32 protein-coding genes and 1 other annotated feature are annotated in these 25,427 nt (G+C 51.4%); all 32 genes read right to left on the bottom strand.

Annotation, left to right across the window (positions count from 1 at the left end; genetic code table 11):
* Positions 1–21: 21 nt before the first annotated feature.
* The 32 genes from rpmD to rplA all read right to left on the bottom strand — a co-directional run bounded on the left by rpmD (position 22) and on the right by rplA (position 25,330).
* Positions 22–210, bottom strand: a complete 189-nt coding sequence (rpmD, locus tag G477_RS0104730) for a 50S ribosomal protein L30 (protein WP_026696973.1) — start codon at positions 208–210, stop codon at positions 22–24.
* Positions 211–222: 12 nt separating this feature from the next.
* Positions 223–720 (bottom strand): 30S ribosomal protein S5, encoded by a 498-nt coding sequence (gene rpsE, locus G477_RS0104725; protein WP_026696972.1) that lies wholly within the window; start codon positions 718–720, stop codon positions 223–225.
* Between the two features lie 26 nt (positions 721–746).
* On the bottom strand, positions 747–1,109 hold the full coding sequence (gene rplR, locus G477_RS0104720) for a 50S ribosomal protein L18 (protein WP_026696971.1): 363 nt from the start codon (positions 1,107–1,109) through the stop codon (positions 747–749).
* 40 nt (positions 1,110–1,149) lie between these two features.
* Positions 1,150–1,686: a 50S ribosomal protein L6 gene (gene rplF, locus G477_RS0104715; RefSeq protein ID WP_026696970.1), complete on the bottom strand. Its 537-nt coding sequence runs from the start codon at positions 1,684–1,686 to the stop codon at positions 1,150–1,152.
* 30 nt (positions 1,687–1,716) lie between these two features.
* On the bottom strand, positions 1,717–2,115 hold the full coding sequence (gene rpsH / locus G477_RS0104710) for a 30S ribosomal protein S8 (RefSeq protein WP_026696969.1): 399 nt from the start codon (positions 2,113–2,115) through the stop codon (positions 1,717–1,719).
* 30 nt (positions 2,116–2,145) lie between these two features.
* Complete coding sequence (locus tag G477_RS20885) at positions 2,146–2,331, bottom strand: type Z 30S ribosomal protein S14 (protein WP_084406132.1); 186 nt, start codon at positions 2,329–2,331, stop codon at positions 2,146–2,148.
* Between the two features lie 29 nt (positions 2,332–2,360).
* Positions 2,361–2,900 carry a 50S ribosomal protein L5 gene (rplE, locus tag G477_RS0104705; protein ID WP_026696968.1) on the bottom strand — a complete coding sequence of 180 codons (540 nt, stop codon included), beginning with the start codon at positions 2,898–2,900 and terminating at the stop codon, positions 2,361–2,363.
* A gap of 30 nt (positions 2,901–2,930) precedes the next feature.
* Positions 2,931–3,242 carry a 50S ribosomal protein L24 gene (gene rplX / locus G477_RS0104700; protein ID WP_026696967.1) on the bottom strand — a complete coding sequence of 104 codons (312 nt, stop codon included), beginning with the start codon at positions 3,240–3,242 and terminating at the stop codon, positions 2,931–2,933.
* A 63-nt stretch (positions 3,243–3,305) separates the two neighbouring features.
* Positions 3,306–3,674 (bottom strand): 50S ribosomal protein L14, encoded by a 369-nt coding sequence (gene rplN / locus G477_RS0104695; RefSeq protein WP_026696966.1) that lies wholly within the window; start codon positions 3,672–3,674, stop codon positions 3,306–3,308.
* A 36-nt stretch (positions 3,675–3,710) separates the two neighbouring features.
* Positions 3,711–3,974: a 30S ribosomal protein S17 gene (rpsQ, locus tag G477_RS0104690; protein ID WP_026696965.1), complete on the bottom strand. Its 264-nt coding sequence runs from the start codon at positions 3,972–3,974 to the stop codon at positions 3,711–3,713.
* 20 nt (positions 3,975–3,994) lie between these two features.
* The gene (gene rpmC, locus G477_RS0104685) at positions 3,995–4,198 is read right to left on the bottom strand and encodes a 50S ribosomal protein L29 (RefSeq protein WP_026696964.1); all 204 of its coding nucleotides are present in this window, start codon (positions 4,196–4,198) and stop codon (positions 3,995–3,997) included.
* The gene (gene rplP, locus G477_RS0104680; protein ID WP_026696963.1) at positions 4,188–4,622 is read right to left on the bottom strand and encodes a 50S ribosomal protein L16; all 435 of its coding nucleotides are present in this window, start codon (positions 4,620–4,622) and stop codon (positions 4,188–4,190) included. The genes rpmC and rplP overlap by 11 nt, the downstream gene beginning before the upstream one ends.
* Positions 4,623–4,625: 3 nt before the next feature.
* Positions 4,626–5,285, bottom strand: a complete 660-nt coding sequence (gene rpsC, locus G477_RS0104675; protein WP_026696962.1) for a 30S ribosomal protein S3 — start codon at positions 5,283–5,285, stop codon at positions 4,626–4,628.
* A 2-nt stretch (positions 5,286–5,287) separates the two neighbouring features.
* Complete coding sequence (gene rplV / locus G477_RS0104670; protein WP_026696961.1) at positions 5,288–5,629, bottom strand: 50S ribosomal protein L22; 342 nt, start codon at positions 5,627–5,629, stop codon at positions 5,288–5,290.
* Positions 5,630–5,661: 32 nt separating this feature from the next.
* On the bottom strand, positions 5,662–5,937 hold the full coding sequence (gene rpsS, locus G477_RS0104665; protein WP_026696960.1) for a 30S ribosomal protein S19: 276 nt from the start codon (positions 5,935–5,937) through the stop codon (positions 5,662–5,664).
* A 64-nt stretch (positions 5,938–6,001) separates the two neighbouring features.
* Positions 6,002–6,841 carry a 50S ribosomal protein L2 gene (rplB, locus tag G477_RS0104660; protein ID WP_026696959.1) on the bottom strand — a complete coding sequence of 280 codons (840 nt, stop codon included), beginning with the start codon at positions 6,839–6,841 and terminating at the stop codon, positions 6,002–6,004.
* 27 nt (positions 6,842–6,868) lie between these two features.
* Positions 6,869–7,156, bottom strand: coding sequence for a 50S ribosomal protein L23 (gene rplW / locus G477_RS0104655; protein ID WP_026696958.1), 288 nt, complete (start codon positions 7,154–7,156; stop codon positions 6,869–6,871).
* A complete protein-coding gene (gene rplD / locus G477_RS0104650; RefSeq protein ID WP_026696957.1) occupies positions 7,156–7,779 on the bottom strand; it encodes a 50S ribosomal protein L4 in 624 nt (207 codons plus the stop codon). Before rplD ends, rplW begins: the two co-directional genes overlap by 1 nt.
* A gap of 27 nt (positions 7,780–7,806) precedes the next feature.
* A complete protein-coding gene (gene rplC / locus G477_RS0104645; protein WP_026696956.1) occupies positions 7,807–8,436 on the bottom strand; it encodes a 50S ribosomal protein L3 in 630 nt (209 codons plus the stop codon).
* 53 nt (positions 8,437–8,489) lie between these two features.
* Positions 8,490–8,798: a 30S ribosomal protein S10 gene (gene rpsJ, locus G477_RS0104640; protein ID WP_026696955.1), complete on the bottom strand. Its 309-nt coding sequence runs from the start codon at positions 8,796–8,798 to the stop codon at positions 8,490–8,492.
* 417 nt (positions 8,799–9,215) lie between these two features.
* The gene (locus G477_RS0104635) at positions 9,216–10,025 is read right to left on the bottom strand and encodes a hypothetical protein (RefSeq protein WP_026696954.1); all 810 of its coding nucleotides are present in this window, start codon (positions 10,023–10,025) and stop codon (positions 9,216–9,218) included.
* Positions 10,026–10,221: 196 nt separating this feature from the next.
* On the bottom strand, positions 10,222–11,412 hold the full coding sequence (gene tuf, locus G477_RS0104630; RefSeq protein ID WP_026696953.1) for an elongation factor Tu: 1,191 nt from the start codon (positions 11,410–11,412) through the stop codon (positions 10,222–10,224).
* A gap of 117 nt (positions 11,413–11,529) precedes the next feature.
* Entirely contained in the window at positions 11,530–13,608 is a 2,079-nt protein-coding gene (fusA, locus tag G477_RS0104625) for an elongation factor G (protein ID WP_026696952.1), read from the bottom strand.
* Positions 13,609–13,691: 83 nt separating this feature from the next.
* Complete coding sequence (gene rpsG, locus G477_RS0104620) at positions 13,692–14,162, bottom strand: 30S ribosomal protein S7 (RefSeq protein ID WP_026696951.1); 471 nt, start codon at positions 14,160–14,162, stop codon at positions 13,692–13,694.
* A 36-nt stretch (positions 14,163–14,198) separates the two neighbouring features.
* A complete protein-coding gene (gene rpsL / locus G477_RS0104615) occupies positions 14,199–14,612 on the bottom strand; it encodes a 30S ribosomal protein S12 (protein ID WP_026696950.1) in 414 nt (137 codons plus the stop codon).
* Positions 14,613–14,720: 108 nt separating this feature from the next.
* Positions 14,721–14,969: a 50S ribosomal protein L7ae-like protein gene (locus G477_RS0104610; protein WP_026696949.1), complete on the bottom strand. Its 249-nt coding sequence runs from the start codon at positions 14,967–14,969 to the stop codon at positions 14,721–14,723.
* 144 nt (positions 14,970–15,113) lie between these two features.
* Positions 15,114–18,731 carry a DNA-directed RNA polymerase subunit beta' gene (gene rpoC / locus G477_RS0104605; protein WP_026696948.1) on the bottom strand — a complete coding sequence of 1,206 codons (3,618 nt, stop codon included), beginning with the start codon at positions 18,729–18,731 and terminating at the stop codon, positions 15,114–15,116.
* 37 nt (positions 18,732–18,768) lie between these two features.
* Positions 18,769–22,314: a DNA-directed RNA polymerase subunit beta gene (gene rpoB / locus G477_RS0104600; RefSeq protein WP_026696947.1), complete on the bottom strand. Its 3,546-nt coding sequence runs from the start codon at positions 22,312–22,314 to the stop codon at positions 18,769–18,771.
* 349 nt (positions 22,315–22,663) lie between these two features.
* Positions 22,664–23,266, bottom strand: a complete 603-nt coding sequence (locus tag G477_RS0104595) for a class I SAM-dependent methyltransferase (RefSeq protein WP_026696946.1) — start codon at positions 23,264–23,266, stop codon at positions 22,664–22,666.
* A gap of 222 nt (positions 23,267–23,488) precedes the next feature.
* Positions 23,489–23,848, bottom strand: coding sequence for a 50S ribosomal protein L7/L12 (gene rplL, locus G477_RS0104590; protein WP_026696945.1), 360 nt, complete (start codon positions 23,846–23,848; stop codon positions 23,489–23,491).
* A gap of 50 nt (positions 23,849–23,898) precedes the next feature.
* Positions 23,899–24,399: a 50S ribosomal protein L10 gene (gene rplJ / locus G477_RS0104585; RefSeq protein WP_026696944.1), complete on the bottom strand. Its 501-nt coding sequence runs from the start codon at positions 24,397–24,399 to the stop codon at positions 23,899–23,901.
* Between the two features lie 46 nt (positions 24,400–24,445).
* Positions 24,446–24,594, bottom strand: a sequence feature (ribosomal protein L10 leader region).
* Between the two features lie 37 nt (positions 24,595–24,631).
* Positions 24,632–25,330, bottom strand: a complete 699-nt coding sequence (gene rplA, locus G477_RS0104580) for a 50S ribosomal protein L1 (protein WP_026696943.1) — start codon at positions 25,328–25,330, stop codon at positions 24,632–24,634.
* Positions 25,331–25,427: the final 97 nt, after the last annotated feature.

The raw sequence follows: 25,427 nt of genomic DNA, 5'->3' as shown, positions 1-25,427 counted from the left end.
CCTTATTCAGTAGATTAGAATTTATGCGTCAATCTCACGTACGGAGACGAGATGAGCAACTTTATTGACCATTCCACGCATTGCTGCGTTGTCCTCTTTGACAACCGTACTGTTCGTCTTACCGAGACCGAGCGTTTTCACTGTAACGCGCTGGTCTTCCGGACGTCCGATCAGGCTGCGTGTGAGGGTGATTTCTAATTTCTTAGCCATGACAATCCCTCCTTAACCTTGCAACTCTTCGACAGATTTGCCGCGTAGTCTAGCAACTTGCTCCGGGCTCTTCAGGCTTTCAAGACCCTGGATGGTTGCACGCACCATGTTAATCGGGTTGTTGGATCCGAGGGACTTAGACAGGATGTCGCCTACTCCGGCAAGTTCCAGTACCGCACGGACAGGTCCGCCTGCGATAACTCCAGTACCTTCGGCTGCCGGCTTCAGGAGTACGCTTCCTGCGCCGAATTCGCCTGTGATCAAGTGAGGGATCGTTGTACCAGTCATCGGCACCTTCACGAGGTTTTTCTTACCTTCTTCGATCGCCTTACGGATCGCTTCCGGTACCTCCAGTGCCTTGCCCATACCGAAACCAACATGACCGTTCTTATCGCCTACAACAACGAGCGCTGCAAAGCGGAAGCGGCGTCCACCTTTTACCACTTTCGCGACACGGTTGACGGTGACAACTCTTTCTTCAATTTCCAGCTTGCTTGCATCGATACGCAATGTGTTACCCTCCTTTTTTTCTATGATTAAAACTTGAGACCAGCTTCGCGGGCTGCGTCTGCAAGCTCCTGTACTCGTCCGTGGTAGAGATAGCCTCCACGGTCAAAAACGACCGTTTCAGTATCATGCTTTTTCGCACGGTTCGCTACGAGTTCACCTACTTGGCGGGCTGCTTCCCGGTTGCTTCCGTTTTCCAGGTTCAGTTCATTATCTAAGCTGGACGCGCTGGCGATAGTTACGCCTTCCACATCGTTGATGAGCTGCGCGTAGATGTGCTTATTAGAACGGAAAACGTTCAGACGGGGACGTTCAGCTGTGCCGGTGATCGTACGACGAACATGCGCGTGACGCTTTTTACGAATCGCGTTCTTCGAAGTCTTCGTGATCATCGAACGTCATTCCTTTCTTTCCGTTGTATTAGATCAGGTATTACTTACCTGTCTTCCCTTCCTTCATGCGGATACGCTCACCTTCGTAGCGGATTCCTTTGCCTTTATACGGCTCTGGGATACGTACGGAACGGATATTGGAAGCAAGTGCACCAACGCGCTCCTTGTCGATTCCCTTTACCGTGATCTGCGTGTTGGAAGGTACTTCGATTTCAAGGTCATCGTCTGCGACGAACTCTACCGGGTGGGAGAGGCCGACGTTCAGTACAACCTTGTTTCCTGTCTTCTGAGCGCGGTAACCGACACCGACGAGCTCCAGCTTCTTTTCGAAGCCGCTGTTAACGCCGTCGATCATGTTGCTCAACAGGCTGCGCATCGTGCCGTGCAGGGAACGGTGTTCCTTGTGGTCGGACGGGCGCTCAAATGTGATGATGCTTTCATCAATGTTGACTTTGATATCCGGGTGGAATTCGCGTGTTAGTTCGCCTTTCGGCCCCTTAACAACAGCGGTGTTTCCGTCGAATTTCACTTCAACACCGGATGGAATTTCGATTGGTTTCAGACCAACTCGTGACATACGTGACACCTCCGTTCTTTTGTGTTTTTCTTACCAGACGTATGCGAGTACTTCGCCGCCGACCTGCTTTTGACGGGCTTCTTTATCAGTAATCACACCGCTTGAAGAAGAGATGATGGCGATTCCGAGTCCGCCGAGGACACGTGGAATTTCATCAGACTTTGCGTAGACGCGCAGACCAGGCTTGCTGATCTTCTTCAGGCCGGTGATGACTTTTTCGTTGTCAGCTCCGTACTTGAGGAACAGGCGCAGGATGCCCTGCTTGCTGTCCTCGATTGCTTCGTAGTCGCGGATATAACCCTCACGCTTGAGGATGTCTGCGATTTCTTTCTTAATGTTCGAAGCCGGGAGTTCCAGGCTTGTGTGACGAACCATGTTAGCGTTACGAATGCGTGTGAGCATATCCGAAATAGGATCTGTCATGACCATAGTAGTTACCTCCTTCCCTATTAAGCGGTATTACCAGCTAGCTTTTTTGACGCCCGGAATTTGACCTCTGTGTGCAAGTTCACGGAAGCAGATACGGCAGAGCTTGAACTTACGCATAACACTGTGGGGGCGTCCGCAGCGTTCACAACGCGAGTACTCCTGAACCGCAAACTTCTTTGTGCGCTTCTGTTTCGCGACCATTGATTTTTTCGCCAAGGTCTTCACTCCTCTCTTCTGTCAGAGTTTTATTTTTGGAACGGCATGCCGAACTTCGTCAGCAGCTCTCGTGCTTCTTCGTCTGTCTCAGCCGTTGTAACAACAACAATGTCCATTCCTCGTACCTTGTCGACGTTGTCGTAGTTGATTTCCGGGAAAATCAGCTGTTCTTTGACCCCGAGCGTGTAGTTGCCGCGACCGTCGAATGCTTTGTTTGAAACACCGCGGAAGTCACGTACACGTGGAAGGGAAACGGAAATCAGCTTGTCCAGGAAGTCGTACATGCGCTCACCGCGGAGCGTTACTTTCGCACCGATCGGCATGCCTTCACGTACTTTAAATCCGGCAATGGACTTCTTCGCCTTTGTGATAACCGGCTTTTGACCAGTGATTTCTGTCAGTTCCTCGACTGCTTTATCAAGCACTTTCGAGTTCTGGACAGCGTCACCAACCCCCATGTTCACCACGATCTTTTCGATCTCTGGTACTTCCATCACGGAGGAATAATTGAATTTATCTTTCAGCGCAGGAGTGATCTCCTGGTTGTATTGTTCCTTGAGACGATTCATTGAGTGGACCTCCTTTCAGCAGCTGGCAGCTTACTTATCAAGCGCTTCGCCAGATTTTTTCGCGATACGGATTTTTTTGCCGTCTTCGACCTTGAAACCGACGCGTGTCGGCTCGTTCGTAGATGGATCAACCACCATCACGTTGGACACGTGAATCGGCGCTTCTTGGTTAAGAATACCGCCCTGTGGATTTGACTGAGATGGTTTAGCGTGCTTCTTCACCATGTTTACGCCTTCTACGAGTACACGGGACTGGGCAGGGATGGCTTGAAGAATCTTACCTTCCTTACCTTTGTCTTTGCCGGAGATGACTTTAACGGTATCTCCCTGCTTGACGTGCAGTTTGTTTTGGGACATGAGGGAACCTCCTCTTTACTTCAGATCGTGATATCGATGAAACGGGAATTACAATACTTCCGGCGCAAGAGAAACGATCTTCATGAACTTGTTCTCACGCAGTTCACGTGCAACCGGTCCGAAGATACGTGTTCCTCGCGGTCCTTTGTCATCGCGGATGATAACAGCAGCATTTTCGTCAAACTTGATATAAGATCCATCGTTACGGCGTGCTCCGCTCTTCGAACGAACGATTACCGCGCGTACAACTTCACCCTTCTTGACAACGCCGCCCGGTGTTGCCTGCTTTACGGCAACAACGATGACATCACCAATGTTCGCAGTTTTACGGCCTGTTCCACCCAGTACTTTAATGCACTGCACTTCACGGGCACCAGAGTTGTCGGCTACTTTTAGACGGCTTTCCTGTTGAATCATTGATTCCTTGACCTCCCTTCAGTTGAAAATGTCGATTTAGATAACGACTGCCTCTTCTACTACTTCGACAAGGCGGAATCGCTTATCCTTCGATAGCGGTCGGGTTTCCATGATACGTACAACGTCGTTCACCTTCGCTGTATTGTTTTCATCATGTGCCTTGAACTTCTTGGAATATTTAACGCGCTTACCGTAAAGCGGGTGCATCTTGTACGTTTCAACAACGACCGTAATGGTCTTGTCCATCTTGTCTGATGTCACACGCCCGACGTAGCTCTTACGATTATTTCGTTCTGCCACGGTGCATCCTCCTCTCAGGACTATTCGCTCGTGATACCGAGTTCACGTTCGCGTAATACTGTCTTCGCTCGTGCAATCGCCTTCTTCACTTCACGAATGCGGGCTGGATTATCCAGCTGCCCAGTCGCAAGCTGAAAGCGAAGGTTGAAAAGCTCTTCTTTCAGAGAAGATGCTTTCTGTTCGATTTCTGCAGTGGTAAGGCTGCGGATTTCATTAGCTTTCATTTGCGTCACCACCCACTTCTTCACGTTTAATCACTTTCGTCCTGATCGGGAGCTTGTGAGATGCAAGACGCAGTGCTTCTCGGGCTACATCTTCAGGTACCCCGGCAATTTCAAACATCACTTTCCCTGGCTTTACAACAGCTACCCATCCTTCAGGAGCACCTTTACCGGAACCCATTCGGACTTCAAGAGGCTTTGCTGTATAAGGCTTGTCCGGGAAAATTTTAATCCATACTTTACCGCCACGCTTCATATAGCGGGTCATCGCAATTCGCGCAGCTTCGATCTGACGGTTGGTGATCCAGGAGGCTTCTACTGCCTGCAGACCGTATTCACCGAATGAAACTTCTGTGCCGCCTTTCGCTCGTCCGCGCATCTTGCCGCGGTGTTCTCGACGGTACTTCACACGTTTAGGCATTAGCATGATTTATTCTCCTCCTTCCTCTTCGGTTATTCCTTTCGTTGGAAGGACTTCTCCTTTGTAGATCCACGACTTGACGCCGATTTTACCGTACGTTGTATCTGCTTCTGCAGTACCGTAGTCGATGTCTGCACGCAGTGTGTGGAGAGGAACAGTTCCTTCGCTGTAAGTTTCGGAACGAGCAATGTCAGCTCCGCCCAGTCGGCCGGAAACTTGTGTTTTGATACCTTGTGCACCGGAGCGCATTGTACGCTGCATCGACTGCTTCATCGCACGACGGAAAGAAATACGAGCTTCCAGCTGTCGGGCAATGTTTTGAGATACGAGCGTTGCGTCCATGTCCGGCTTTTTGATTTCGTTGATGTTGATGTGGACACGCTTGCCTGTCATCTGGTTCAGGGCTTTACGGATGTTTTCCACTTCCGAACCGCCTTTACCGATAACCATACCAGGCTTAGCAGTGTTGATTGTCACGTTCACGCGGTTAGCCGCACGTTCGATTTCAATCGCAGAAATAGATGCTTCGCTCAAACGCTTCTGCAGGTTCTCACGGATACGGATGTCTTCATGAAGAAGATCAGCAAAGTCTTTTTCTGCGTACCACTTGGATTCCCAGTCGCGGATAACGCCGACACGCAGTCCGTTAGGATTTATTTTCTGACCCACACTTATCCCTCCTTCTTTTCTGTTAGAACAACTGTAATGTGGCTTGTACGTTTGTTGATTCGGCTCGCGCGTCCCTGTGCTCTTGGACGGAACCTTTTCAGTGTAACTCCCTCATCTACGTAGACCTGATCGACGACAAGGTTATCCGGCTCCATTTCGTAGTTGTGCTCTGCGTTTGCAATAGCAGAGTTCAGGAGCTTTTCAACTACTGGAGAAGATCTTTTGTTCGTATGGTTCAGGATGGAAATCGCTTCGCCGACTTCCTTTCCGCGGATGAGGTCTACAACGAGACGAGCTTTACGCGGTGCGATACGAACCTGTTTAGCAACTGCCTTCGCTTCCATGATCAGTACCTCCTCTCTCTACTTCTTGTTCTTTATCGTTTCGTTTTTCGATCTGAAGCATGGCCTTTGTACGTACGCGTTGGTGCAAATTCACCAAGCTTGTGTCCAACCATGTCTTCCTGTACATAAACAGGCACGTGCTTACGTCCGTCATAAACAGCGATCGTGTGCCCGATAAACTGTGGGAAAATCGTAGAACGGCGAGACCAGGTTTTGATCACTTTTTTGTTGTTCGTATCACCCTGCTCTTCCACCTTCTTCATGAGGTGGTCGTCGACGAAAGGTCCCTTTTTTAAGCTGCGACCCATGATAGTACCTCCCTTCGCGATTGCGCTACGGTTCTCGAGGAGAACCGTAGATCAACCCCGTGTTTTATTTCTTTTTCTTTTTGCGTCCGCGGACAATATACTTGTTGGACTCTTTGTTTCGGTTTCGTGTCTTGTAACCAAGTGTCGGCTTGCCCCATGGAGACATTGGAGATGGCATACCGATTGGTGCTTTACCTTCACCACCACCGTGTGGGTGATCGTTCGGGTTCATAACGGAACCACGTACGGTTGGACGACGGTTCATCCAGCGCTTACGTCCGGCTTTACCGATCGTGACGAGCTCATGCTCGATGTTGCCGACCTGGCCGATTGTCGCACGGCATGTGCCGAGGATGAGACGAGTTTCGCCGGAACGAAGACGTACGAGCACGTACTTTTCTTCACGACCGAGAACCTGTGCTTCTGCACCAGCAGAGCGTACAAGCTGTCCGCCTTTTCCTGGACGAAGCTCGATGTTGTGGATCACGGTACCAACTGGGATGTCCTTCAGCTGAAGAGCATTTCCGGTTTTGATATCCGCTTCGGATCCGGACATGATTTCCTGACCGACTTTCAGGTTCTTCGGTGCAAGAATGTAGCGCTTCTCCCCATCAACGTAGTTGATCAGTGCGATGTTCGCAGTACGGTTTGGATCGTATTCGATCGTAGCAACGCGGCCTGGAATTCCATCTTTGTCACGCTTGAAATCAATGATACGGTATTGACGCTTATGACCGCCGCCGTGGTGGCGTGTCGTAATACGTCCCTGGTTGTTACGGCCGGCACGCTTGGAAAGCGGTGCGAGCAGTGATCTTTCAGGAGAGTCTGTTGTCAGCTCCTGAAAATCAAGCGACGTCATAAAACGACGGCCGTTTGTAATCGGTTTGTACTTTTTGATTGCCATGAGTATTTCCCTCCTTACGTAGAAAGATTATTCTTCAAAAAACTCAAGATCCCGGCTTTCAGGAGTGAGCTGGACGATCGCTTTCTTGCGCTTGCGGGTATAACCGCTGTAGCGGCCAAAACGCTTGAATTTCCCTTTATAGTTCATTGTGTTGACACTCGCTACCTCAACGCCGAAGATTTCTTCGACTGCGTTGCGGATCTGGTGCTTTGTTGCGCTTGGGATTACTTCGAACGTGTACTTCTTCTCAGCCATTAGATCAGCAGAACGCTCAGTAATGATCGGGCGCTTCACAATATCTCGTACGTTTGCCATTATGCAAGCACCTCCTCTACCTGTTTCACAGCTTCTTGTGTGATGACAAGCTTCTCGTGTGTGAGAAGGTCAAGTACATTCACGCCGGATGCTGTTACTGTTAGTACTCCAGGGAGATTGCGGGCAGAAAGAGCAACAGCTTCGTCTTGATCGGCTGTTACGATCAGTGTCTTCGTGTCTGCGGAGAGACTGGCGAGAACTGCTTTCATTTCCTTTGTCTTTGGAGATTCAAAATTCAACTCTTCCACTACGCGGATGTTATCCTCGCTCACTTTGGAGGAAAGAGCAGATTTTAGTGCAAGACGACGCTGCTTCTTTGGCAGCTTGTAGCCGTAGCTTCGTGGTGTAGGACCGAAAGTCACTCCACCGCCGACCCAGATTGGGGAACGAGTCGAACCGTGACGCGCACGGCCTGTTCCTTTCTGACGCCATGGCTTCTGTCCACCGCCGCGGCGTTCCGAGCGGTCTTTTGCTTTATGCGTACCTTGACGACGGGACGCCTGCTGCATGATTACTGCTTCATAAAGAACACTTTCATTTGGTTCAATGCCGAATACACCTTCTGCAAGTTCGATGTCACCGGCTTGTGAGCCATCCTGTTTAAACAATGTCACTTTTGGCATCGGGGGCTCCTCCTTTCTTTTTCAGGTTTATTTCTGCTTTACAGCTGACTGAACAGATACAAAGCTCTTCTTCGCACCAGGGATATTCCCTTTTACAAGAAGGACGTTACGCTCTGTGTCCACTTTAACAACCTCAAGGTTCTGGATTGTTACCGTTTCGCCGCCCATGCGTCCTGGAAGCAGCTTACCCGGTCGTACGTGGTTCGGGTCAATCGGACCCATGGAACCTGGGGAACGGTGGTAGTGGGAACCGTGTGTCATTGGGCCTGTAGCCTGGTTGTGACGCTTGATTGCACCAGCAAATCCTTTACCTTTGCTCTGGCCGGTAACATCTACAATGTCACCTTCTGCAAAAACGTCTACTTTCCATTCCTGACCAACTTCCACATCAGTTGTATCAGCGTCGCGGATTTCCTTCACGAAGCGCTTAGGGGCTGTGTCTGCTTTGCCGGCATGGCCCTTCTCCGGTTTGTTCTGTGCGCTTGGCTTCTTGTCAAAGCCGCCGATCTGTACTGCTTCGTACCCGTCGCTTTCTTCTGTCTTCTTCTGAAGAACGACGTTCGACTCTGCCTGAATGACAGTCACTGGCACTGCTTCACCGGATTCAGAGAATACCTGCGTCATACCGAGCTTCTTGCCTAAGATTCCTTTGGTCATCCGTCACACCTCCTGTTAATAATTTATTTAATCATTTATATAATAAGAAACAATTACAGCTTGATTTCAATGTCAACGCCGGATGGGAGATCCAGACGCATCAGTGCATCGACTGTCTGCGGCGTAGGATCAACAATGTCGATCAGACGCTTGTGCGTACGCATTTCAAACTGCTCACGAGCATCCTTGTACTTGTGTACCGCACGAAGAACAGTGTAGATAGAACGTTCTGTAGGAAGCGGGACCGGCCCTGCTACTCCTGCACCTGAACGTTTTGCAGTTTCCACGATTTTCTCAGCGGACTGATCAAGTACGCGGTGGTCGTACGCTTTCAGTCGAATACGGATCTTTTGCTTTGCCATTTGATTACCTCCTTTTTCGCCCATTTTATAAATAGACTTGCTCCCTGAAAATTTCCCATGCACTCAGCCCATGGCAAAGGGGCCGGGTGTATCGGCAACCTTTCAGATCAAAGCCTGTCTGTGACCAACATGAAATAGTATACAGGAAACGCAATGCTCACGCAACGGTTTTCTGCTTTATTCACGGTCACACTTTGAATAGTATACAAGCTGCGGGTGCTGATTTCAAGGGGTTTTTTTGAATCTGGCTACATTTCTTACATGCATAATTTTCTGTCAAATATTGTGCTTCCTTTTTGACGCTCCTGTGGTGGCTTTATGGGGGACACATCGTTCTGAGGTGCCCCCCTTCTCCCCCTTGGGAATACGTGCCGGCTTCCCTTCTCCATGATGCCCTAATTCTATAGTAGAAACTCGTCAGCGGGTGTAGTGAAGCTGCACAAGAAGCGGGGCGAACAAGTACACGGGTGCCTCTTCACCGAGCTCCTGCTGCAGCGTGAGAATGTCGCCTTTCACGCCGGCAAACAGATTCATCGCCTCCAGCGGAATCCCGTCGTATTTGATATCCACGAGGCGGTCTCCCGTCAGATCGACGACGCTGAAATGAATACCGGCGAAGCCGCCTTCGTTTTCTGCCACCTTTTCTCCACCAGCATCGTAAATAGTAGAGTACTGACGCTTGAGGTTCCACAGGTTCATCTCGTAGGACGCCTGCTTTTTACCATCGGCATCAAAAAGGTGATACCGCTGCTTCCACCCTGCCTCTTTCTGCAGCGTATACAGAAGCGCTTCGGCGTTCGTTACCACCAGCCGTTTCGCGAGCCACCGGCGCAGACCAATCAAGTGCAGGAGAAAGGTTCCCGCCTTTTTCCAGCCGTGCACGTCCTCCCTTACAACGGCTACGGCCTCTCCCTGCATCGTGAAGAATACATACTCTTTGAGCCAGTGGACGAAAGGAACAAGGATCAGCCGATGCTGATCCTGAAATGCCGCGGGCCTCTCCGGTACCTGCAGCCGGATGTTTGCAGCACGCCGCCGCGCTGTCAGAGCCAGAATGATGGAAACCGGAATACTGAAAGGCAGTGCGAGTGCCGGATACCAGTGCTGAAAAGCCGGCCAGTTCAATATGTAGAGAATGAATACGAGCCCGATCGTCCCTGCTGCCTCTAAACCTGTGAGCAGGATATGTGTCCGGGCTTTTCGTTCATAAAAAGACTGGATATCCATTCTTATCACCCCTGCACCGTTTACGGGCGAAAAGCCGTACGGGTTCCCCTTCGTTTACCTTTCCAATCCAATCACGTGCTGCTGCACCGACTACCATCTTCCATGCAGCACGCGGCGCCGTCTACCCGAACCACCACCTTAAGCTATAGAAAAAATCCCACCCGGATAACCGGATGGGATGTTGTAATCGAGAGAATTACTCGATGATTTGAGAAACAACGCCTGCGCCTACGGTACGGCCACCCTCACGGATAGAGAACTTCGTACCGTCCTCGATCGCGATTGGAGAGATCAGTTCAACTGTCATCTCTACGTTGTCACCAGGCATAACCATTTCCACGCCTTCCGGCAGGTTCGTAACACCAGTTACGTCTGTAGTACGGAAGTAGAACTGTGGGCGGTAGTTGTTGAAGAATGGCGTGTGACGGCCACCTTCTTCTTTAGAAAGAACATACACTTCCGCTTTGAACTTTGTGTGTGGAGTGATGGTACCCGGCTTCGCGAGAACCTGACCACGGTTGATGTCGTCACGGGACACACCACGAAGGAGTGCACCGATGTTGTCGCCTGCTTCTGCATAGTCAAGAAGCTTACGGAACATTTCAACACCTGTTACAGTAGTTTTCGCCGGCTTTTCAGAAAGACCGATGATTTCTACTTCGTCACCAACGTTAAGCTGGCCACGCTCAACACGGCCTGTTGCAACTGTACCACGGCCTGTGATGGAGAATACGTCCTCAACTGGCATCATGAAAGGCTTGTCCTTGTCACGGTCCGGTGTTGGAATGTAGTCGTCAACAGACTGCATGAGGTCTACAATCGCCTGCTCGTGCTCTGCGTTACCTTCAAGAGCGAGCAGTGCAGAACCTTTTACTACTGGAATGTCGTCGCCAGGGAAGTCGTACTCGGAAAGAAGTTCACGTACTTCCATTTCAACGAGCTCAAGCAGCTCTTCATCGTCAACCTGGTCTGTCTTGTTCAGGAATACAACGATGGATGGTACACCAACCTGACGGGAAAGCAGGATGTGCTCACGCGTCTGTGGCATTGGGCCGTCCGCTGCAGATACAACGAGAATCGCGCCGTCCATCTGTGCTGCACCAGTGATCATATTCTTTACATAGTCCGCGTGACCTGGGCAGTCCACGTGTGCATAGTGACGGGAATCCGTCTCGTACTCTACGTGTGCAGTGGAGATAGTGATTCCACGCTCACGCTCTTCTGGTGCACCGTCGATCTGGTCGTACGCCATAGCAGTACCTTTACCAGAGTTTTTGTGCAGGACGTACGTGATTGCCGCAGTCAGTGTTGTTTTCCCGTGGTCAACGTGTCCAATAGTACCAATGTTGGCATGCGTTTTGGAACGATCAAATTTTTGTTTTGCCATGATCGAAATCCTCCTTACATATAGTTAAGATTTTTTATTTCAACTTGAAAGGTGAAGCCGGAGCTTCCACCTTTACAAGCTTACAACAAATTGCATCGAGTGACAATCAACTTTCTTTTACTGACCGGATGACTTTTTTACGATTTCTTCAGAGATGCTCTTTGGCACTTCCTCGTAATGGTCGAAGTGCATCGTGTACTGTCCGCGGCCCTGTGTGTTGGAACGCAGGGACGTCGCGTAACCGAACATTTCGGATAGTGGAACCATCGCTCGGACAACTTGTGCGTTGCCGCGTGCTTCCATACCTTCGACGCGTCCACGACGGGATGTTACGTCACCCATGATGTCCCCCATGTATTCCTCTGGGATGACAACTTCTACCTTCATGATCGGCTCAAGCAGTACCGGCTTACACTTGCCTTTTGCTTCTTTGAGCGCAAGGGAAGCTGCCACTTTAAAGGCCATCTCGTTGGAGTCTACATCGTGGTAGGATCCATCATAAAGACGAGCTTTTACGTCTACTACCGGATAGCCTGCAAGCATACCGTTGTCCAGTGATTCACGGACACCCTGCTCAACAGAGCCGATATATTCACGTGGAACAACACCACCGACGATGTTGTCGACAAATTCAAATCCGCCGCCTTCATCGTTTGGTGAGAATTCGATCCATACGTGACCGAACTGACCGCGTCCACCGGACTGACGTACGAATTTACCTTCGCACTTGGCAGCTTCACGGATCGTTTCACGGTAGGAAACCTGAGGTGCACCGACGTTCGCGCCTACTTTGAATTCACGCTTCAGACGGTCAACGATGATGTCGAGGTGAAGTTCACCCATACCACCGATGATAGTCTGGCCTGTTTCTTCATCTGTATGCGTGCGGAAAGTCGGGTCTTCCTCTGCCAGCTTGGCCAGTGCCATACCCATCTTGTCCTGGTCTGCTTTGGAAGCAGGCTCAACAGAAAGGTGGATGACCGGCTCAGGGAAGTCCATGGATTCAAGAATAACGACATTCTTTTCATCACAAAGCGTATCCCCTGTTCCTGTATCCTTGAGACCAACGCCCGCTGCAATATCCCCGGAGTAGCATGTCGGGATCTCTTCACGGTGGTTCGCGTGCATCTGCAGGATACGTCCCATACGCTCACGCTTATCTTTCGTTGCGTTTTTCACGTAGGAACCAGCATCAACAGTACCGGAGTAAACACGGAAGAAAGTAAGCTTACCAACGAACGGATCGGTTGCAACTTTAAATGCAAGTGCAGAGAACGGTTCGCTGTCGTCCGACCTGCGGACAACTTCTTCTTCTGTACCAGGGATGTGACCTTTGATTGCTTCTACATCCGTCGGCGCAGGAAGATATTCTACTACAGCGTCCATCAGAAGCTGTACCCCTTTGTTCTTAAATGCGGAACCGCATAGAACCGGGTAGAATTCTACGTTACACGTTGCAGTACGGATCGCCTGCTTCAATGCATCGGTGCTGATTTCTTCCCCTTCAAGGTAAGACATCATCAGCTCTTCATCGAGATCAGATACGGATTCAATCAGCTTGTCACGGTACTCTTCGGCCTGAGCTCTGTACTCTTCCGGAATTTCACGTGCTTCACTTCTTGTACCCAGATCATCCAGATAGAAGAATGCCTGCATGTCAATCAGATCAATGATACCTTCGAAATCATCTTCCGCCCCGATTGGCAGCTGAACAGCTGCTGCATTCGCACCAAGACGCTTGGAAAGAGTACCGAGGGAATAAATGAAGTCCGCTCCTACTTTGTCCATCTTGTTGACGAATACGATTCGAGGAACACCGTATGTTGTCGCCTGACGCCATACAGTTTCTGTCTGCGGCTCTACGCCGGACTGGGCGTCGAGTACGGCAACGGCACCATCAAGTACGCGCAGGGAACGTTCAACCTCAACGGTGAAGTCGACGTGTCCAGGTGTATCGATGATGTTGATACGGTGATCTCTCCACTGTGCGGTCGTTGCTGCAGACGTGATGGTAATGCCACGTTCCTGCTCCTGCTCCATCCAGTCCATCTGGGAGCCGCCGTCGTGGGTTTCACCAATCTTATGAATACGTCCTGTGTAGAAAAGAATACGTTCGGTCGCAGTGGTCTTACCTGCGTCAATATGAGCCATAATCCCGATATTACGTGTCTTCTCTAAGGAGAACTCTCTTGGCATGTGTCTTTCTCCTTCCTGTAACTCTAGATAATTGCGCTGAAAGACGGAGAGCGCTGCTCCCCGTTTTCAGGCAGTACAGTATTCTACCAGCGGTAATGGGCGAATGCTTTATTGGCTTCTGCCATCTTGTGCGTTTCTTCGCGCTTCTTCACCGCTGCACCTGTATTGTTTGCTGCATCGAGGATCTCGTTTGCAAGACGCTCTTCCATCGTTTTCTCACCACGGAGACGAGCGTAGTTCACGAGCCAGCGCAGACCGAGCGTCGTGCGGCGGTCCGGCTTCACTTCGATTGGTACCTGGTAGTTTGCACCACCGACACGGCGTGCTTTTACTTCCAGAACCGGCATGATGTTCTTGAGTGCTTCTTCGAATACTTCCTGAGGATCCTTACCGGATCGTTCACGGACGAGATCGAATGCATTATAAAGCGATTTCTGTGCAACTCCTTTTTTCCCATCGATCATGATACGGTTGATCAGGCGGGTAACGAGTTTACTCTTATAGATAGGATCTGCTAATACATCGCGGCGTGGTACTGGTCCTTTACGAGGCATTAAGGTCCCTCCTTTCAGTCATAATGAAAAGCTGATTTATTTCTTGGCTTTCTTTGTGCCGTACTTGGAACGGCTCTGTTTACGTCCTTCAACGCCGGCAGTGTCAAGCGCACCGCGTACGATGTGGTAACGTACACCCGGAAGGTCCTTTACACGGCCTCCACGGATTAGAACAACACTGTGCTCCTGCAGGTTGTGACCGATACCAGGGATATAGGCAGTAACCTCAATCTGGTTGGTCAGACGCACACGCGCATATTTACGCAGGGCCGAGTTCGGCTTCTTCGGCGTCATAGTACCAACCCGCGTGCAGACTCCGCGCTTTTGCGGAGAATCCTCGTCTGTCTGGTGCTTCTTGTAGCTGTTGTAGCCTTTGTTCAGCGCCGGGGAGTCGGATTTCTGCAGCTTGGACTTACGTCCTTTTTTAACCAGCTGGTTAATTGTTGGCATGGATGGTTCCTCCTTTCGTAGTAAAATGCAAGCCCACTGGTCCAGGTGGTTCACACTTGGGTAAAGAGAAAGTTTTTGCCGTGCTGATGGGCGCAGCAAAAACTCTTTTTACTTTTTAATGGCAACTATTGCTGCGTTCACGTCGATACCGCAGGCTTTTCCGAGCTTCTGCATCGAGTCGACGTAGCCGACCGGTACAGATCCGGTTTCTGCCAGGGTCAACACTTTGTGAAGAATGTCGCGGCTCGCGTCTTCTGCAACAATAAGTTCTTTGACCTGTTCGCTTTCCAGTGCTTTTAACGTTTGCTTCGTGCCGACGACCTTTTCGTCCGCCTGGGCTACTTTTTCATAAGACATGAGGATCCTCCAAAGCAACAGGTATTTGGCACACTTAGATATAGTACCACCGGGTCCAGAGAGTGTCAACCATTTCCGGAAAGAAAATCAGCCGGCACTCCCGCTCCCGGAATAATCCCGCCGGGCGCACCCGGCGGGAACGTATTACTCTTCTTCAGGAACTGTTACTTCTTCCAGTACTTCCTTGTCCTGCGATGCATGTTTATCCACATGCTGCATCTGACGGTAGCGCTGCATGCCGGTACCGGCAGGAACGAGCTTACCGATGATGACGTTCTCCTTCAGACCGACGAGCTCATCGCGCTTTCCTTTGATGGCTGCATCGGTGAGTACCCGCGTCGTCTCCTGGAAGGAGGCTGCGGACAAGAAGGAGTCCGTTTCGAGAGATGCTTTCGTGATACCGAGAAGTACCGGAAGTCCGGTTGCTGGACGTCCACCTTTAATGAGGATGTCCTTGTTTACTTCGTTGAACTGATGGATTTCCACCAGGGATCCCGGCAGTACCGTGGTATCTCCGGCGTCAATCACGCGGACTTTCCGCATCATCTGACGGACCATGACTTCGACGTGCTTGTCGCCGATTTCAACACCCTGCATACGGTATACCTTCTGCACTTCACGCAGCAGGTATTCCTGCACACCCTGGACACCGGAAACAGTCAGAAGTTCTTTCGGATCGATCGAACCTTCTGTGAGTTCCTGCCCGGGATGGACGTTGTCGCCGATGTCAACTTTGAAACGGGCCTGTGCGAGCGCGGTGTACGTCCGGCTCTCAATACGGCTCTGTACGACAATTTCTTTCTTGTCGGAAGCTTCCCGGATGTCGGTCACTTGACCGTCAATCTCGGAAATGATCGCCTGTCCTTTCGGATTACGCGCTTCAAATACTTCCTGGATACGCGGCAGACCCTGGGTGATGTCGTCTCCGGCAACCCCGCCTGTGTGGAACGTACGCATCGTCAGCTGAGTACCCGGCTCACCGATCGACTGGGCTGCGATGATACCGACGGCTTCGCCGACTTCCACTTCTGCTCCTGTCGCCAGGTTACGTCCGTAACATTTCTTACAGGAACCGTGACGTGTATCACAGGTGAAGACGGAACGGATGCGGACCGTTTTGACTCCTGCGTCTTCAATGATTTTCGCTGTGTCTTCAAACATTTCTTCGTTACGCGGTGCCAGCAGTTCGCCGGTTTCCGGATGATACACATTCTGGAACGCTACACGGCCGACGAGACGGTCGTAAAGCGGTTCAATGACTTCGGCGCCTTCCTGGATCGCACTGACGTCCAGTCCACGGTCTGTGCCGCAGTCGTCTTCGCGTACGATCACGTCCTGGGCAACATCGACAAGACGGCGTGTCAGATAACCAGAGTCGGCTGTCTTCAGTGCCGTATCGGCAAGACCTTTACGCGCACCGTGTGTGGAAATAAAGTACTCGAGTACGGTCAGACCTTCACGGAAACTGGACTTGATCGGAAGCTCAATGATTCGTCCGGATGGATTCGCCATCAGCCCGCGCATTCCCGCAAGCTGTGTGAAGTTCGAGGCGTTACCCCGGGCACCAGAGTCACTCATCATGAAGATCGGGTTCGTCTTATCGAGTGTTCCGAGAAGCTTCTGCTGAATGACATCTTTGGCCTCGCCCCAGATCTCAATGACCTTGCCGTATCGTTCCTCTTCGGTGATAAGACCGCGTCGGAACTGCTTGCTCACCTTGGATACTCTCTCTTCAGCCTCGTCGAGGATTTCCTGCTTGTCCTCGAGTACGACGATGTCGGAGACCCCGATGGTGATTCCGGCTTTCGTGGAGTAATAGAAACCAAGATCCTTCATCTTATCGAGCATGACGGATGTTTCGGAAATCTTAAATTTCTTGAAGACCTCTGCGATAATATCGCCGAGGAAGCCTTTCTTAAACGGCGGTACGATATCTCGTTCTTCGTATAATTTTTTGATGTCGGTATCCGGTGTAACGAAATACTGTTCCGGCGTTTCGATCTCCAGGTTCCCTGCTGTCGGTTCGTTGACATACGGGAACGATTGCGGGAGGATCTCGTTGAAAATTACCTTACCGACGGATGTCAGCATCAGATGGTCGCTGAATTCACTGCGGAAGTTCGATTTGTTGATCGACTGTACCGGCAGTGCGATACGCGTATGCAGATGCACGTAGCCGTTCTGGTACGCGTTCAGCACTTCATCCGGATGATGGAAGATGCTTCCTTCTCCGACGGCGCCTGCGCGCTCCAGTGTCAGGTAGTAGTTACCGAGAACCATATCCTGGGATGGCGTTACAACCGGCTTGCCGTCCTTCGGGTTCAGAATGTTCTGGGCTGCGAGCATCAGCAGACGGGATTCCGCCTGTGCTTCGGCAGAGAGCGGTACGTGTACCGCCATCTGGTCCCCGTCAAAGTCTGCGTTGTAGGCAGTACATACGAGCGGGTGCAGCTTGATGGCACGTCCTTCGACGAGTGTCGGTTCGAACGCCTGAATACCGAGACGGTGCAGTGTCGGTGCACGGTTAAGCAGAACTGGATGCTCTTTGATGACAGCTTCCAGCACGTCCCATACTTCCGGATTCACGCGCTCTACTTTGCGCTTGGCACTTTTAATGTTGTGAGCCAGTCCTTTGCTGACGAGCTCTTTCATGACGAACGGCTTGAACAGCTCGAGCGCCATTTCCTTCGGCAGTCCGCACTGATACATCTTCAGGCTCGGCCCGACGACGATAACCGAACGGCCGGAGTAGTCTACACGCTTTCCGAGCAGGTTCTGACGGAATCGTCCCTGCTTACCTTTAAGCATGTGAGAAAGAGATTTCAGTGGACGGTTACCCGGTCCAGTAACCGGCCGGCCGCGTCGTCCGTTGTCGATCAGGGCGTCTACGGCTTCCTGCAGCATCCGCTTTTCGTTCTGGACGATGATACTCGGCGCACCGAGATCAAGCAGACGCTTCAGGCGGTTGTTTCTGTTGATGACCCGTCGATACAGATCGTTCAGATCCGAGGTGGCGAAACGGCCACCGTCCAGCTGGACCATCGGACGGATTTCCGGTGGAATTACCGGGAGCACGTCGAGAACCATCCAGCTCGGATCGTTGTCGGAATGACGGAAAGCCTCCAGCACTTCGAGACGTTTGATCGCACGGGTTCTGCGCTGTCCCTGTGCTGTTTCAAGCTCTTCTTTCAGCATGTTGGCTTCTTTATCCAGGTCGATATCTTCCAGCAGTTTACGGATCGCTTCCGCGCCCATGCCTGCAGAGAAAGAACGGCCGTACTTGTCGTAATAGCTGCGGTATTCCTTCTCGGAAAGCAGCTGCTTCACCTCAAGCGGTGTATCGCCCGGGTCCGTTACTACGTAGGAAGCGAAATAGATCACTTCTTCAAGGGAACGTGGCGACATGTCCAGTACAAGGCCCATACGGCTCGGAATTCCTTTGAAGTACCAGATGTGCGACACCGGAGCAGCAAGTTCAATGTGTCCCATGCGCTCGCGGCGGACCTTGGCGCGGGTGACTTCCACCCCGCACCGGTCACACACAACGCCTTTGTAACGGACGCGCTTATATTTACCGCAGTGGCATTCCCAGTCTTTTGTCGGTCCGAAAATACGTTCACAGAACAGACCGTCTTTTTCCGGCTTCAGCGTACGGTAGTTGATCGTCTCCGGCTTTTTTACTTCGCCGCGGGACCAGGAACGGATCTTATCGGAAGAAGCAAGACCGATTTTCATATACTCAAAATTATTTACATCTATCAAGGGGCCAACCTCCCTTTCAGCAATTCAAGTTCGCCGGTTACGCGTTCGATTCTTCGCTCGTCTCCAGGTTCAGGTTCAGCTTGTCGCTTCCCTGTTCCTCGTCTTCATCCAGTTCCAGCATGTCGATTTCTTCGTCATTGCTGGAGAGCATCTTCACGTCCATACCAAGACTCTGCAGCTCTTTGATCAGTACTTTAAACGATTCCGGTACACCCGGCTCCGGTACATTTTCTCCTTTAACAATCGCTTCATACGTCTTCACACGGCCGATGGTGTCATCGGATTTGACGGTGAGGATTTCCTGAAGCGTGTAGGCAGCGCCGTAGGCTTCGAGTGCCCAGACTTCCATTTCACCGAAACGCTGACCACCGAACTGCGCCTTACCACCAAGCGGCTGCTGGGTAACAAGGGAATACGGGCCGGTCGAACGGGCATGGAGCTTGTCGTCTACCATGTGTGCCAGCTTGATCATATACATCACGCCGACAGAAACACGGCTGTCAAACGGCTCTCCGGTACGGCCGTCGTAAAGGACGGTTTTTCCGTCGCGGGCCATGCCTGCTTCTTCGATCGTGGACCAGACATCGTCCTCGTCCGCTCCGTCAAATACAGGTGTTGCGATGTGCATGTTTAGCTGACGTGCTGCCATTCCCATGTGCATCTCCAGTACCTGACCGATGTTCATTCGGGAAGGAACACCGAGCGGGTTCAGCATGATGTCGATTGGTGTACCGTCCGGCAGATACGGCATATCTTCTTCCGGAAGGATTTTCGAAATAACACCTTTGTTTCCGTGACGGCCGGCCATCTTATCGCCTTCGTGAATCTTACGCTTCTGCACGATGTAGACACGCACAAGCTGATTCACGCCGGGCGGCAGTTCGTCGCCGTCTTCACGGTTGAAGATTTTTACGTCCAGCACGATGCCGTCGCCGCCGTGCGGAGCACGCAGGGAGGTATCCCGTACTTCACGCGCTTTTTCACCGAAGATCGCGTGGAGGAGGCGCTCTTCTGCGCTCAGTTCCGTAACACCCTTCGGCGTCACCTTACCGACGAGAATATCGCTGTCTTTCACTTCTGCACCAACGCGGATAATCCCACGTTCGTCCAGATTGCGGAGCGCATCGTCCCCGACGTTCGGGATGTCTCGCGTGATTTCCTCCGGCCCGAGCTTCGTATCACGGGACTCGGATTCGTACTCCTCGATGTGGATTGACGTATAGACATCATCTTTCACGAGTCGTTCACTTAGGATAATCGCATCCTCGTAGTTGTACCCGTCCCATGTCATGAAGCCGACGAGCACATTCTGGCCGAGTGCCATTTCCCCTTTTTCCATGGATGAACCGTCAGCGAGGATTTCGCCTTTCTCGACGATCATGCCTTCAGCCACGATTGGACGCTGGTTGTAGCATGTCCCCTGGTTGGAACGCTCAAACTTGGTCATGCTGTAGCGCTTGACGTTGCCTTCCACTTCGCTTCCTTCGATTTCCTTGATTTCACGGACATCGACGAAGTCGGCGCTGACTTTTTCAACTCGACCCGGCTGCAGAGCAACGATCGCAGCACCGGAGTCTTTAGCGGATACGTACTCCATGCCGGTTCCGACGAGCGGAGAGCGCGGCTCGAGGAGCGGTACCGCCTGGCGCTGCATGTTTGCTCCCATCAGGGCACGGTTGGAGTCGTCATTTTCCAGAAACGGAATACACGCGGTCGCAGCGGAAACAACCTGTTTTGGCGACACGTCCATGTAGTCGACGCGGTCGCGGGCAACAATGATGTTTTCACCACGGAAGCGGCAGATGATGTTTTCATCCACGAAACGGCCTTCTTCATCCAGCTTCGCATTCGCCTGGGCTACCACGTAGTTGTCCTCTTCGTCTGCGGTCAGGTAGTCGACCTGTCTTGTTACGATCGCCTGATCATGATCCACGCGACGGTACGGAGACTCGATGAAACCGAACTTGTTCACCTTTGCAAAGGAGGACAGGGAGTTGATCAGCCCGATGTTCGGTCCTTCCGGCGTTTCGATCGGACACATACGCCCGTAGTGGGAGTAGTGTACGTCACGCACTTCAAAGCCGGCACGTTCACGAGTCAGTCCGCCGGGTCCGAGAGCAGAGAGACGGCGCTTATGCGTAAGCTCGGCCAGTGGATTCGTCTGGTCCATGAACTGCGAAAGCTGGGAGCTGCCGAAGAACTCTTTGATGGACGCGATTACCGGGCGGATGTTGATGAGCGCCTGCGGTGTGATCGAACCAGTGTCCTGGATGGACATCCGTTCACGGACGACACGCTCCATACGGGAGAGCCCGATGCGGAACTGGTTCTGCAGCAGCTCACCGACAGAACGCAGACGACGGTTGCCGAGATGGTCGATATCGTCTGTGTTGCCGACACCGTGAAGCAGATTGAAGAAGTAGCTGATGGAAGAAATAATGTCTGCCGGCGTGATGTTTTTGATGCTCGTGTCGATTTCGCCATTGGCGATCACGCGGATCGGCATCGGCTCATCGTAGTTGTTGTGCGAATAAATCATCACGGACTGCAGATCGACTTCTTCATCATCGATGACGCCGCCCTGAAGCGTATAGCGTGTGAAGCCGACGCCGTTTTCGAAGTAAGGAATGAGGCGGTCGAGCACACGTCGGTCGATCGTCGTCCCTTCTTCTGCCAGCACTTCTCCTGTTTCCGGATCTGCCAGTGTTTCAGCAAGTCGTTGGTTGAAGAGGCGGTTTTTAATATGAAGCTTTTTGTTCATCTTGTAACGACCGACATTTGCCAGGTCATACCGCTTCGGATCGAAGAAGCGGGACTCCAGCAGACTCTTGGCACTGTCTACTGTCGGCGGTTCACCAGGGCGCAGGCGCTCGTAGATCTCGAGCAGCGCTTTTTCGGAACCATCGGTATTATCTTTATCCAGCGTGTTACGCAGGAATTCATCTTCACCAAGAAGATCAATGATTTCTTGATCAGAGCCGAATCCCAGTGCGCGCAGCAGTACCGTCACCGGAATTTTCCGCGTGCGGTCAATACGAACGTAAACGACGTCCTTTGCATCCATTTCCAGTTCCAGCCATGCACCGCGGTTAGGAATAACCGTGGTTGTAAAGCCTTTTTTGCCGTTTTTATCGTACTTTTCGCTGAAGTATACGCTTGGGGAACGGACAAGCTGGGAAACAATTACCCGCTCGGCACCGTTGATCACAAACGTACCTGTGTCTGTCATGAGTGGGAAATCACCCATGAATACTTCCTGCTCTTTCACTTCGCCGGTTTCCTTATTAATCAGGCGTACCTTGACACGAAGCGGAGCGGAATACGTGACATCGCGCTCTTTTGATTCGTCTACGGGATACTTAGGCTCCCCTAAGCTGTAACCCACGAACTCCAATCGGAGATTTCCAGTGAAATCCTCAATCGGGGAAATGTCCTGGAACATTTCCTGAATACCTTCATCAAGAAACCATTCATAAGAAGCCGTCTGAATTTCAATCAAGTTCGGAAGGTCCTGCACTTCATTGATCCGGGCGTAACTTCTTCTCTGGCGGTGGCGTCCATACTGAACTAGTTGACCTGTCAACTCATTCACCCCTCAAACCTAACGTTTTTATCATCAAAAGACATGTGAATGCCTTTGACTGACAGCGTGCTGACTCTATTCTCATTGGATGTCTGGATTGCCAATGTCAAAAAGGAAGGATATAATGAAGCATCGATACGGTGTGATTGATGGTTCAAAACAAAGAAAAAAAGGGTTCAACGTCTCAGCACTACTCCGAAGACATTACATCGTTTGTACGAAATCACCCTTTTTCCCTCACTTACTCTATTTTCAACTATAGACATTGGCCGGACGACAATAAGGGCGTAAGAGTCCTATTGTCATATTCATACGCATTAAATAACAATAACACAGCGGCTTACAAGCGTCAATGCTTTTCTGCCCTGAAGATAAAGTACCCTTTCTCCTTCGCCGGTACCGTGACGCTGAAGCCGAGTTCTTCGAGCTTTTTCTTCGTGGACGGCGCTCCCTGCTTCTTCTGAATGACAACCGTCAGCGTTCCACCCGGTTTCAACACGTCCCAGGCCTGCTCATACAGACGGAATACAACCTGCTTTCCAGCGCGGATCGGCGGATTGGTCATCACCGCTGCGTAGGATGCCGGCGCTTCTCCTTCCAGCAGGTCCTGCTGGCGCACTTCGGTGTTTGGACAGTGGTTGAGAATGGTGTTTTCCGAGGCGAGCATGACGGAGCGTTCATTCACGTCGATCATGTGCACGGTGCGTTCCGGATACTGCTGGGCGATGGAGATGCCGATCGGTCCCCAGCCGCAGCCGGCGTCGAGAAATGCTCCTTCCACTTCCGGGGCTTCGAACGATTCAATCAACAGCCGGGAACCTTCATCCAGTCCACCTTTGGAAAACACGCCGTGATCCACTTGATACGTCTGCTCCACTCCTGCTGCGGATACACGGAGTTCGCGGCGGCTGCTCCGCTTCTCCGGTCTGGACGAATAATAATGATCTGTCATGGTGCTTCCTTCCTTTCCACCGCGGACGAGCCCTGCGGTGTCGTGTCATTGTACCTTCTCCACGTGCCTGCAGCAGCTGATCCAGCGCCTCCGGTACGTGGTCCATCGTTTTTCCGCGCCGAGCGCACGGAGCGGCGGATCCGCCGCCTTCTTCCCTTCCCTGAGAAGAAAAAAAGCCCGCTCCGGATGATCCAGAGCGGGCTGCAGAGATGAAAGAACGACTTACTTAAGCTCGATCTTCGCTCCAGCTTCTTCAAGCTGAGACTTCATCTGGTCTGCATCTTCTTTCTCTACGCCTTCTTTGATTGCAGATGGCGCGCCGTCAACAAGTGCTTTCGCTTCTTTCAGGCCGAGACCCGTAAGTTCACGAACAACCTTGATAACGCCGATCTTGGAAGAACCAGCATCTTCGAGTACTACGTCGAATTCTGTCTGCTCTTCTTCTGCTGCTTCTCCAGCGCCTGCTACCGCTACCGGTGCTGCTGCTGTTACACCAAATTCTTCTTCAATTGCTTTAACAAGATCGTTCAGTTCCAGTACGGACATTTCTTTTACCGCATCGATGATCTCTTGATTCGTCATGATTATATTCCTCCTGTTGGTAATATTATGAGGCGATTACGCGCTCTGCCTTAGGCGCTCTCTTCTTCCTTCTGGTCGGCAACAGCCTTTGTTGCGATCGCAAGTCCGCGGATTGGCGCCTGCAGGACGTTGGCGAGCATGGAAAGGAGTCCTTCCTGAGATGGAAGATTTGCCAATGCTTTTACCTTATCGAGGCTTGCGTACTCTCCTTCGATAACGCCGGCTTTCAGCTCCAGAGCTTCATGGTCCTTTGCGAAATCGTTGAGGATTTTCGCCGGCAGTACGACATCATCGTAGCCGAATGCAATTGCGTTCGGGCCTGTCAGATGCTCGTCCAGCTCCGTCAGATCAGCTGCTTCTGTTGCACGGCGGACCATCGTGTTTTTGTACACTTTGAAGTCGATACCGGCATCGCGCATCTGCTGACGCAGTTCCGTTACTTCCGCAACGTTCAGTCCACGGTAGTCCACGACGATCGCTGCCTGGCTTTCTTTCAGTTTCGTAGTGATTTCATTCACTACTCCCTGCTTTTGTTCGATCACTGTACTCATGTTGACACCTCCTGTAGTGAAAGGATTCATACCTGCGTCTTCGGTGCAGAGCATAGAAAAAGCCTCCACATCCGCAGACATGGAGGCAGGCGTATATAGGCCTTCTCCGAGAAGAAGGAGCATTCCGCTGCAAACCTCGGCAGGATATTTAAGCCTCGCGGCACCTGCTGTCTACGGTATGATCTGTTTTATTCACAACTAACAGTATAACCCGCCGTTCAGGCGAAGTCAACTACAGTTTAAATTCGTTAGTGGAGACTTTTACGCTCGGCCCCATCGTTGCTGCAACCGATACGTTACGGATGTAGGTACCTTTTGCTGCTGCAGGCTTTGCTTTAACAATCGTATCCATCATTGCACGGAGGTTGTCTTCGAGCTTGTCCGCTCCAAAAGAAGCTTTTCCGATTGGTACGTGGATGTTTCCGGTCTTATCAACACGGTACTCCACCTTACCTGCTTTGATTTCTTCGATCGCCTTCGTAACTTCAAACGTTACGGTGCCTGTTTTCGGGTTCGGCATCAGACCACGTGGTCCGAGTACACGGCCGAGCTTACCAACCTGAGCCATCATGTCCGGCGTTGCAACAACAACGTCGAAATCCATCCAGCCCTGGGTTACCTGGTTGATGAGGTCTTCCTCACCGACGAAGTCTGCTCCTGCTTCTTCCGCTTCCTTCGCCTTCTCACCTTTTGCAAATACTGCTACCCGCTGTGTCTTCCCTGTACCATGCGGCAGTACTACCGCGCCGCGGATCTGCTGGTCCGCTTTCTTCGGGTCCACACCAAGGCGTGCAGCAAGCTCAATTGTCTCATCAAAGTTCGCTTTTGCCGTCTGCTTTACTACGTCTGCAGCGTCTGCAGGCGTGTAGGCTTTTTCACGGTCAACGAGCTTGAGTGCATCTTCGTATTTCTTGCTTACTTTTACAGCCAATGTGATTTCCTCCTCATTGTGGTTTTAGCGGTTATACCTCCCACTAATAAAGGTTGCGAACCTGCAGGGCAGGCAGGACACAGAGTCCATTTACTCG

Source organism: Alkalicoccus chagannorensis DSM 18086 (assembly GCF_000429725.1).
GTDB lineage: Bacteria > Bacillota > Bacilli > Bacillales > Salisediminibacteriaceae > Alkalicoccus > Alkalicoccus chagannorensis.
This window is presented reverse-complemented; position numbering and strand designations above follow the sequence as displayed.

Coding starts and splice junctions, on each gene's coding strand:
- rpmD (WP_026696973.1), bottom strand. CDS start 210: ATGGCTAAGAAATTAGAAATCACCCTCACACGCAGCCTGATCGGACGT.
- rplR (WP_026696971.1), bottom strand. CDS start 1,109: ATGATCACGAAGACTTCGAAGAACGCGATTCGTAAAAAGCGTCACGCG.
- rplF (WP_026696970.1), bottom strand. CDS start 1,686: ATGTCACGAGTTGGTCTGAAACCAATCGAAATTCCATCCGGTGTTGAA.
- rpsH (WP_026696969.1), bottom strand. CDS start 2,115: ATGGTCATGACAGATCCTATTTCGGATATGCTCACACGCATTCGTAAC.
- rplE (WP_026696968.1), bottom strand. CDS start 2,900: ATGAATCGTCTCAAGGAACAATACAACCAGGAGATCACTCCTGCGCTG.
- rplN (WP_026696966.1), bottom strand. CDS start 3,674: ATGATTCAACAGGAAAGCCGTCTAAAAGTAGCCGACAACTCTGGTGCC.
- rpmC (WP_026696964.1), bottom strand. CDS start 4,198: ATGAAAGCTAATGAAATCCGCAGCCTTACCACTGCAGAAATCGAACAG.
- rplP (WP_026696963.1), bottom strand. CDS start 4,622: ATGCTAATGCCTAAACGTGTGAAGTACCGTCGAGAACACCGCGGCAAG.
- rplV (WP_026696961.1), bottom strand. CDS start 5,629: ATGGAAGCGAAGGCAGTTGCTAAACAGGTTCGTATCGCACCGCGTAAA.
- rpsS (WP_026696960.1), bottom strand. CDS start 5,937: ATGGGTCGCAGCTTAAAAAAGGGACCTTTCGTCGACGACCACCTCATG.
- rplB (WP_026696959.1), bottom strand. CDS start 6,841: ATGGCAATCAAAAAGTACAAACCGATTACAAACGGCCGTCGTTTTATG.
- rplW (WP_026696958.1), bottom strand. CDS start 7,156: ATGGCAAACGTACGAGATATTGTGAAGCGCCCGATCATTACTGAGCGT.
- rplD (WP_026696957.1), bottom strand. CDS start 7,779: ATGCCAAAAGTGACATTGTTTAAACAGGATGGCTCACAAGCCGGTGAC.
- rplC (WP_026696956.1), bottom strand. CDS start 8,436: ATGACCAAAGGAATCTTAGGCAAGAAGCTCGGTATGACGCAGGTATTC.
- rpsJ (WP_026696955.1), bottom strand. CDS start 8,798: ATGGCAAAGCAAAAGATCCGTATTCGACTGAAAGCGTACGACCACCGC.
- G477_RS0104635 (WP_026696954.1), bottom strand. CDS start 10,025: ATGGATATCCAGTCTTTTTATGAACGAAAAGCCCGGACACATATCCTG.
- tuf (WP_026696953.1), bottom strand. CDS start 11,412: ATGGCAAAACAAAAATTTGATCGTTCCAAAACGCATGCCAACATTGGT.
- fusA (WP_026696952.1), bottom strand. CDS start 13,608: ATGCCAAGAGAGTTCTCCTTAGAGAAGACACGTAATATCGGGATTATG.
- rpsG (WP_026696951.1), bottom strand. CDS start 14,162: ATGCCTCGTAAAGGACCAGTACCACGCCGCGATGTATTAGCAGATCCT.
- rpsL (WP_026696950.1), bottom strand. CDS start 14,612: ATGCCAACAATTAACCAGCTGGTTAAAAAAGGACGTAAGTCCAAGCTG.
- G477_RS0104610 (WP_026696949.1), bottom strand. CDS start 14,969: ATGTCTTATGAAAAAGTAGCCCAGGCGGACGAAAAGGTCGTCGGCACG.
- G477_RS0104595 (WP_026696946.1), bottom strand. CDS start 23,266: ATGACAGATCATTATTATTCGTCCAGACCGGAGAAGCGGAGCAGCCGC.
- rplL (WP_026696945.1), bottom strand. CDS start 23,848: ATGACGAATCAAGAGATCATCGATGCGGTAAAAGAAATGTCCGTACTG.
- rplJ (WP_026696944.1), bottom strand. CDS start 24,399: ATGAGTACAGTGATCGAACAAAAGCAGGGAGTAGTGAATGAAATCACT.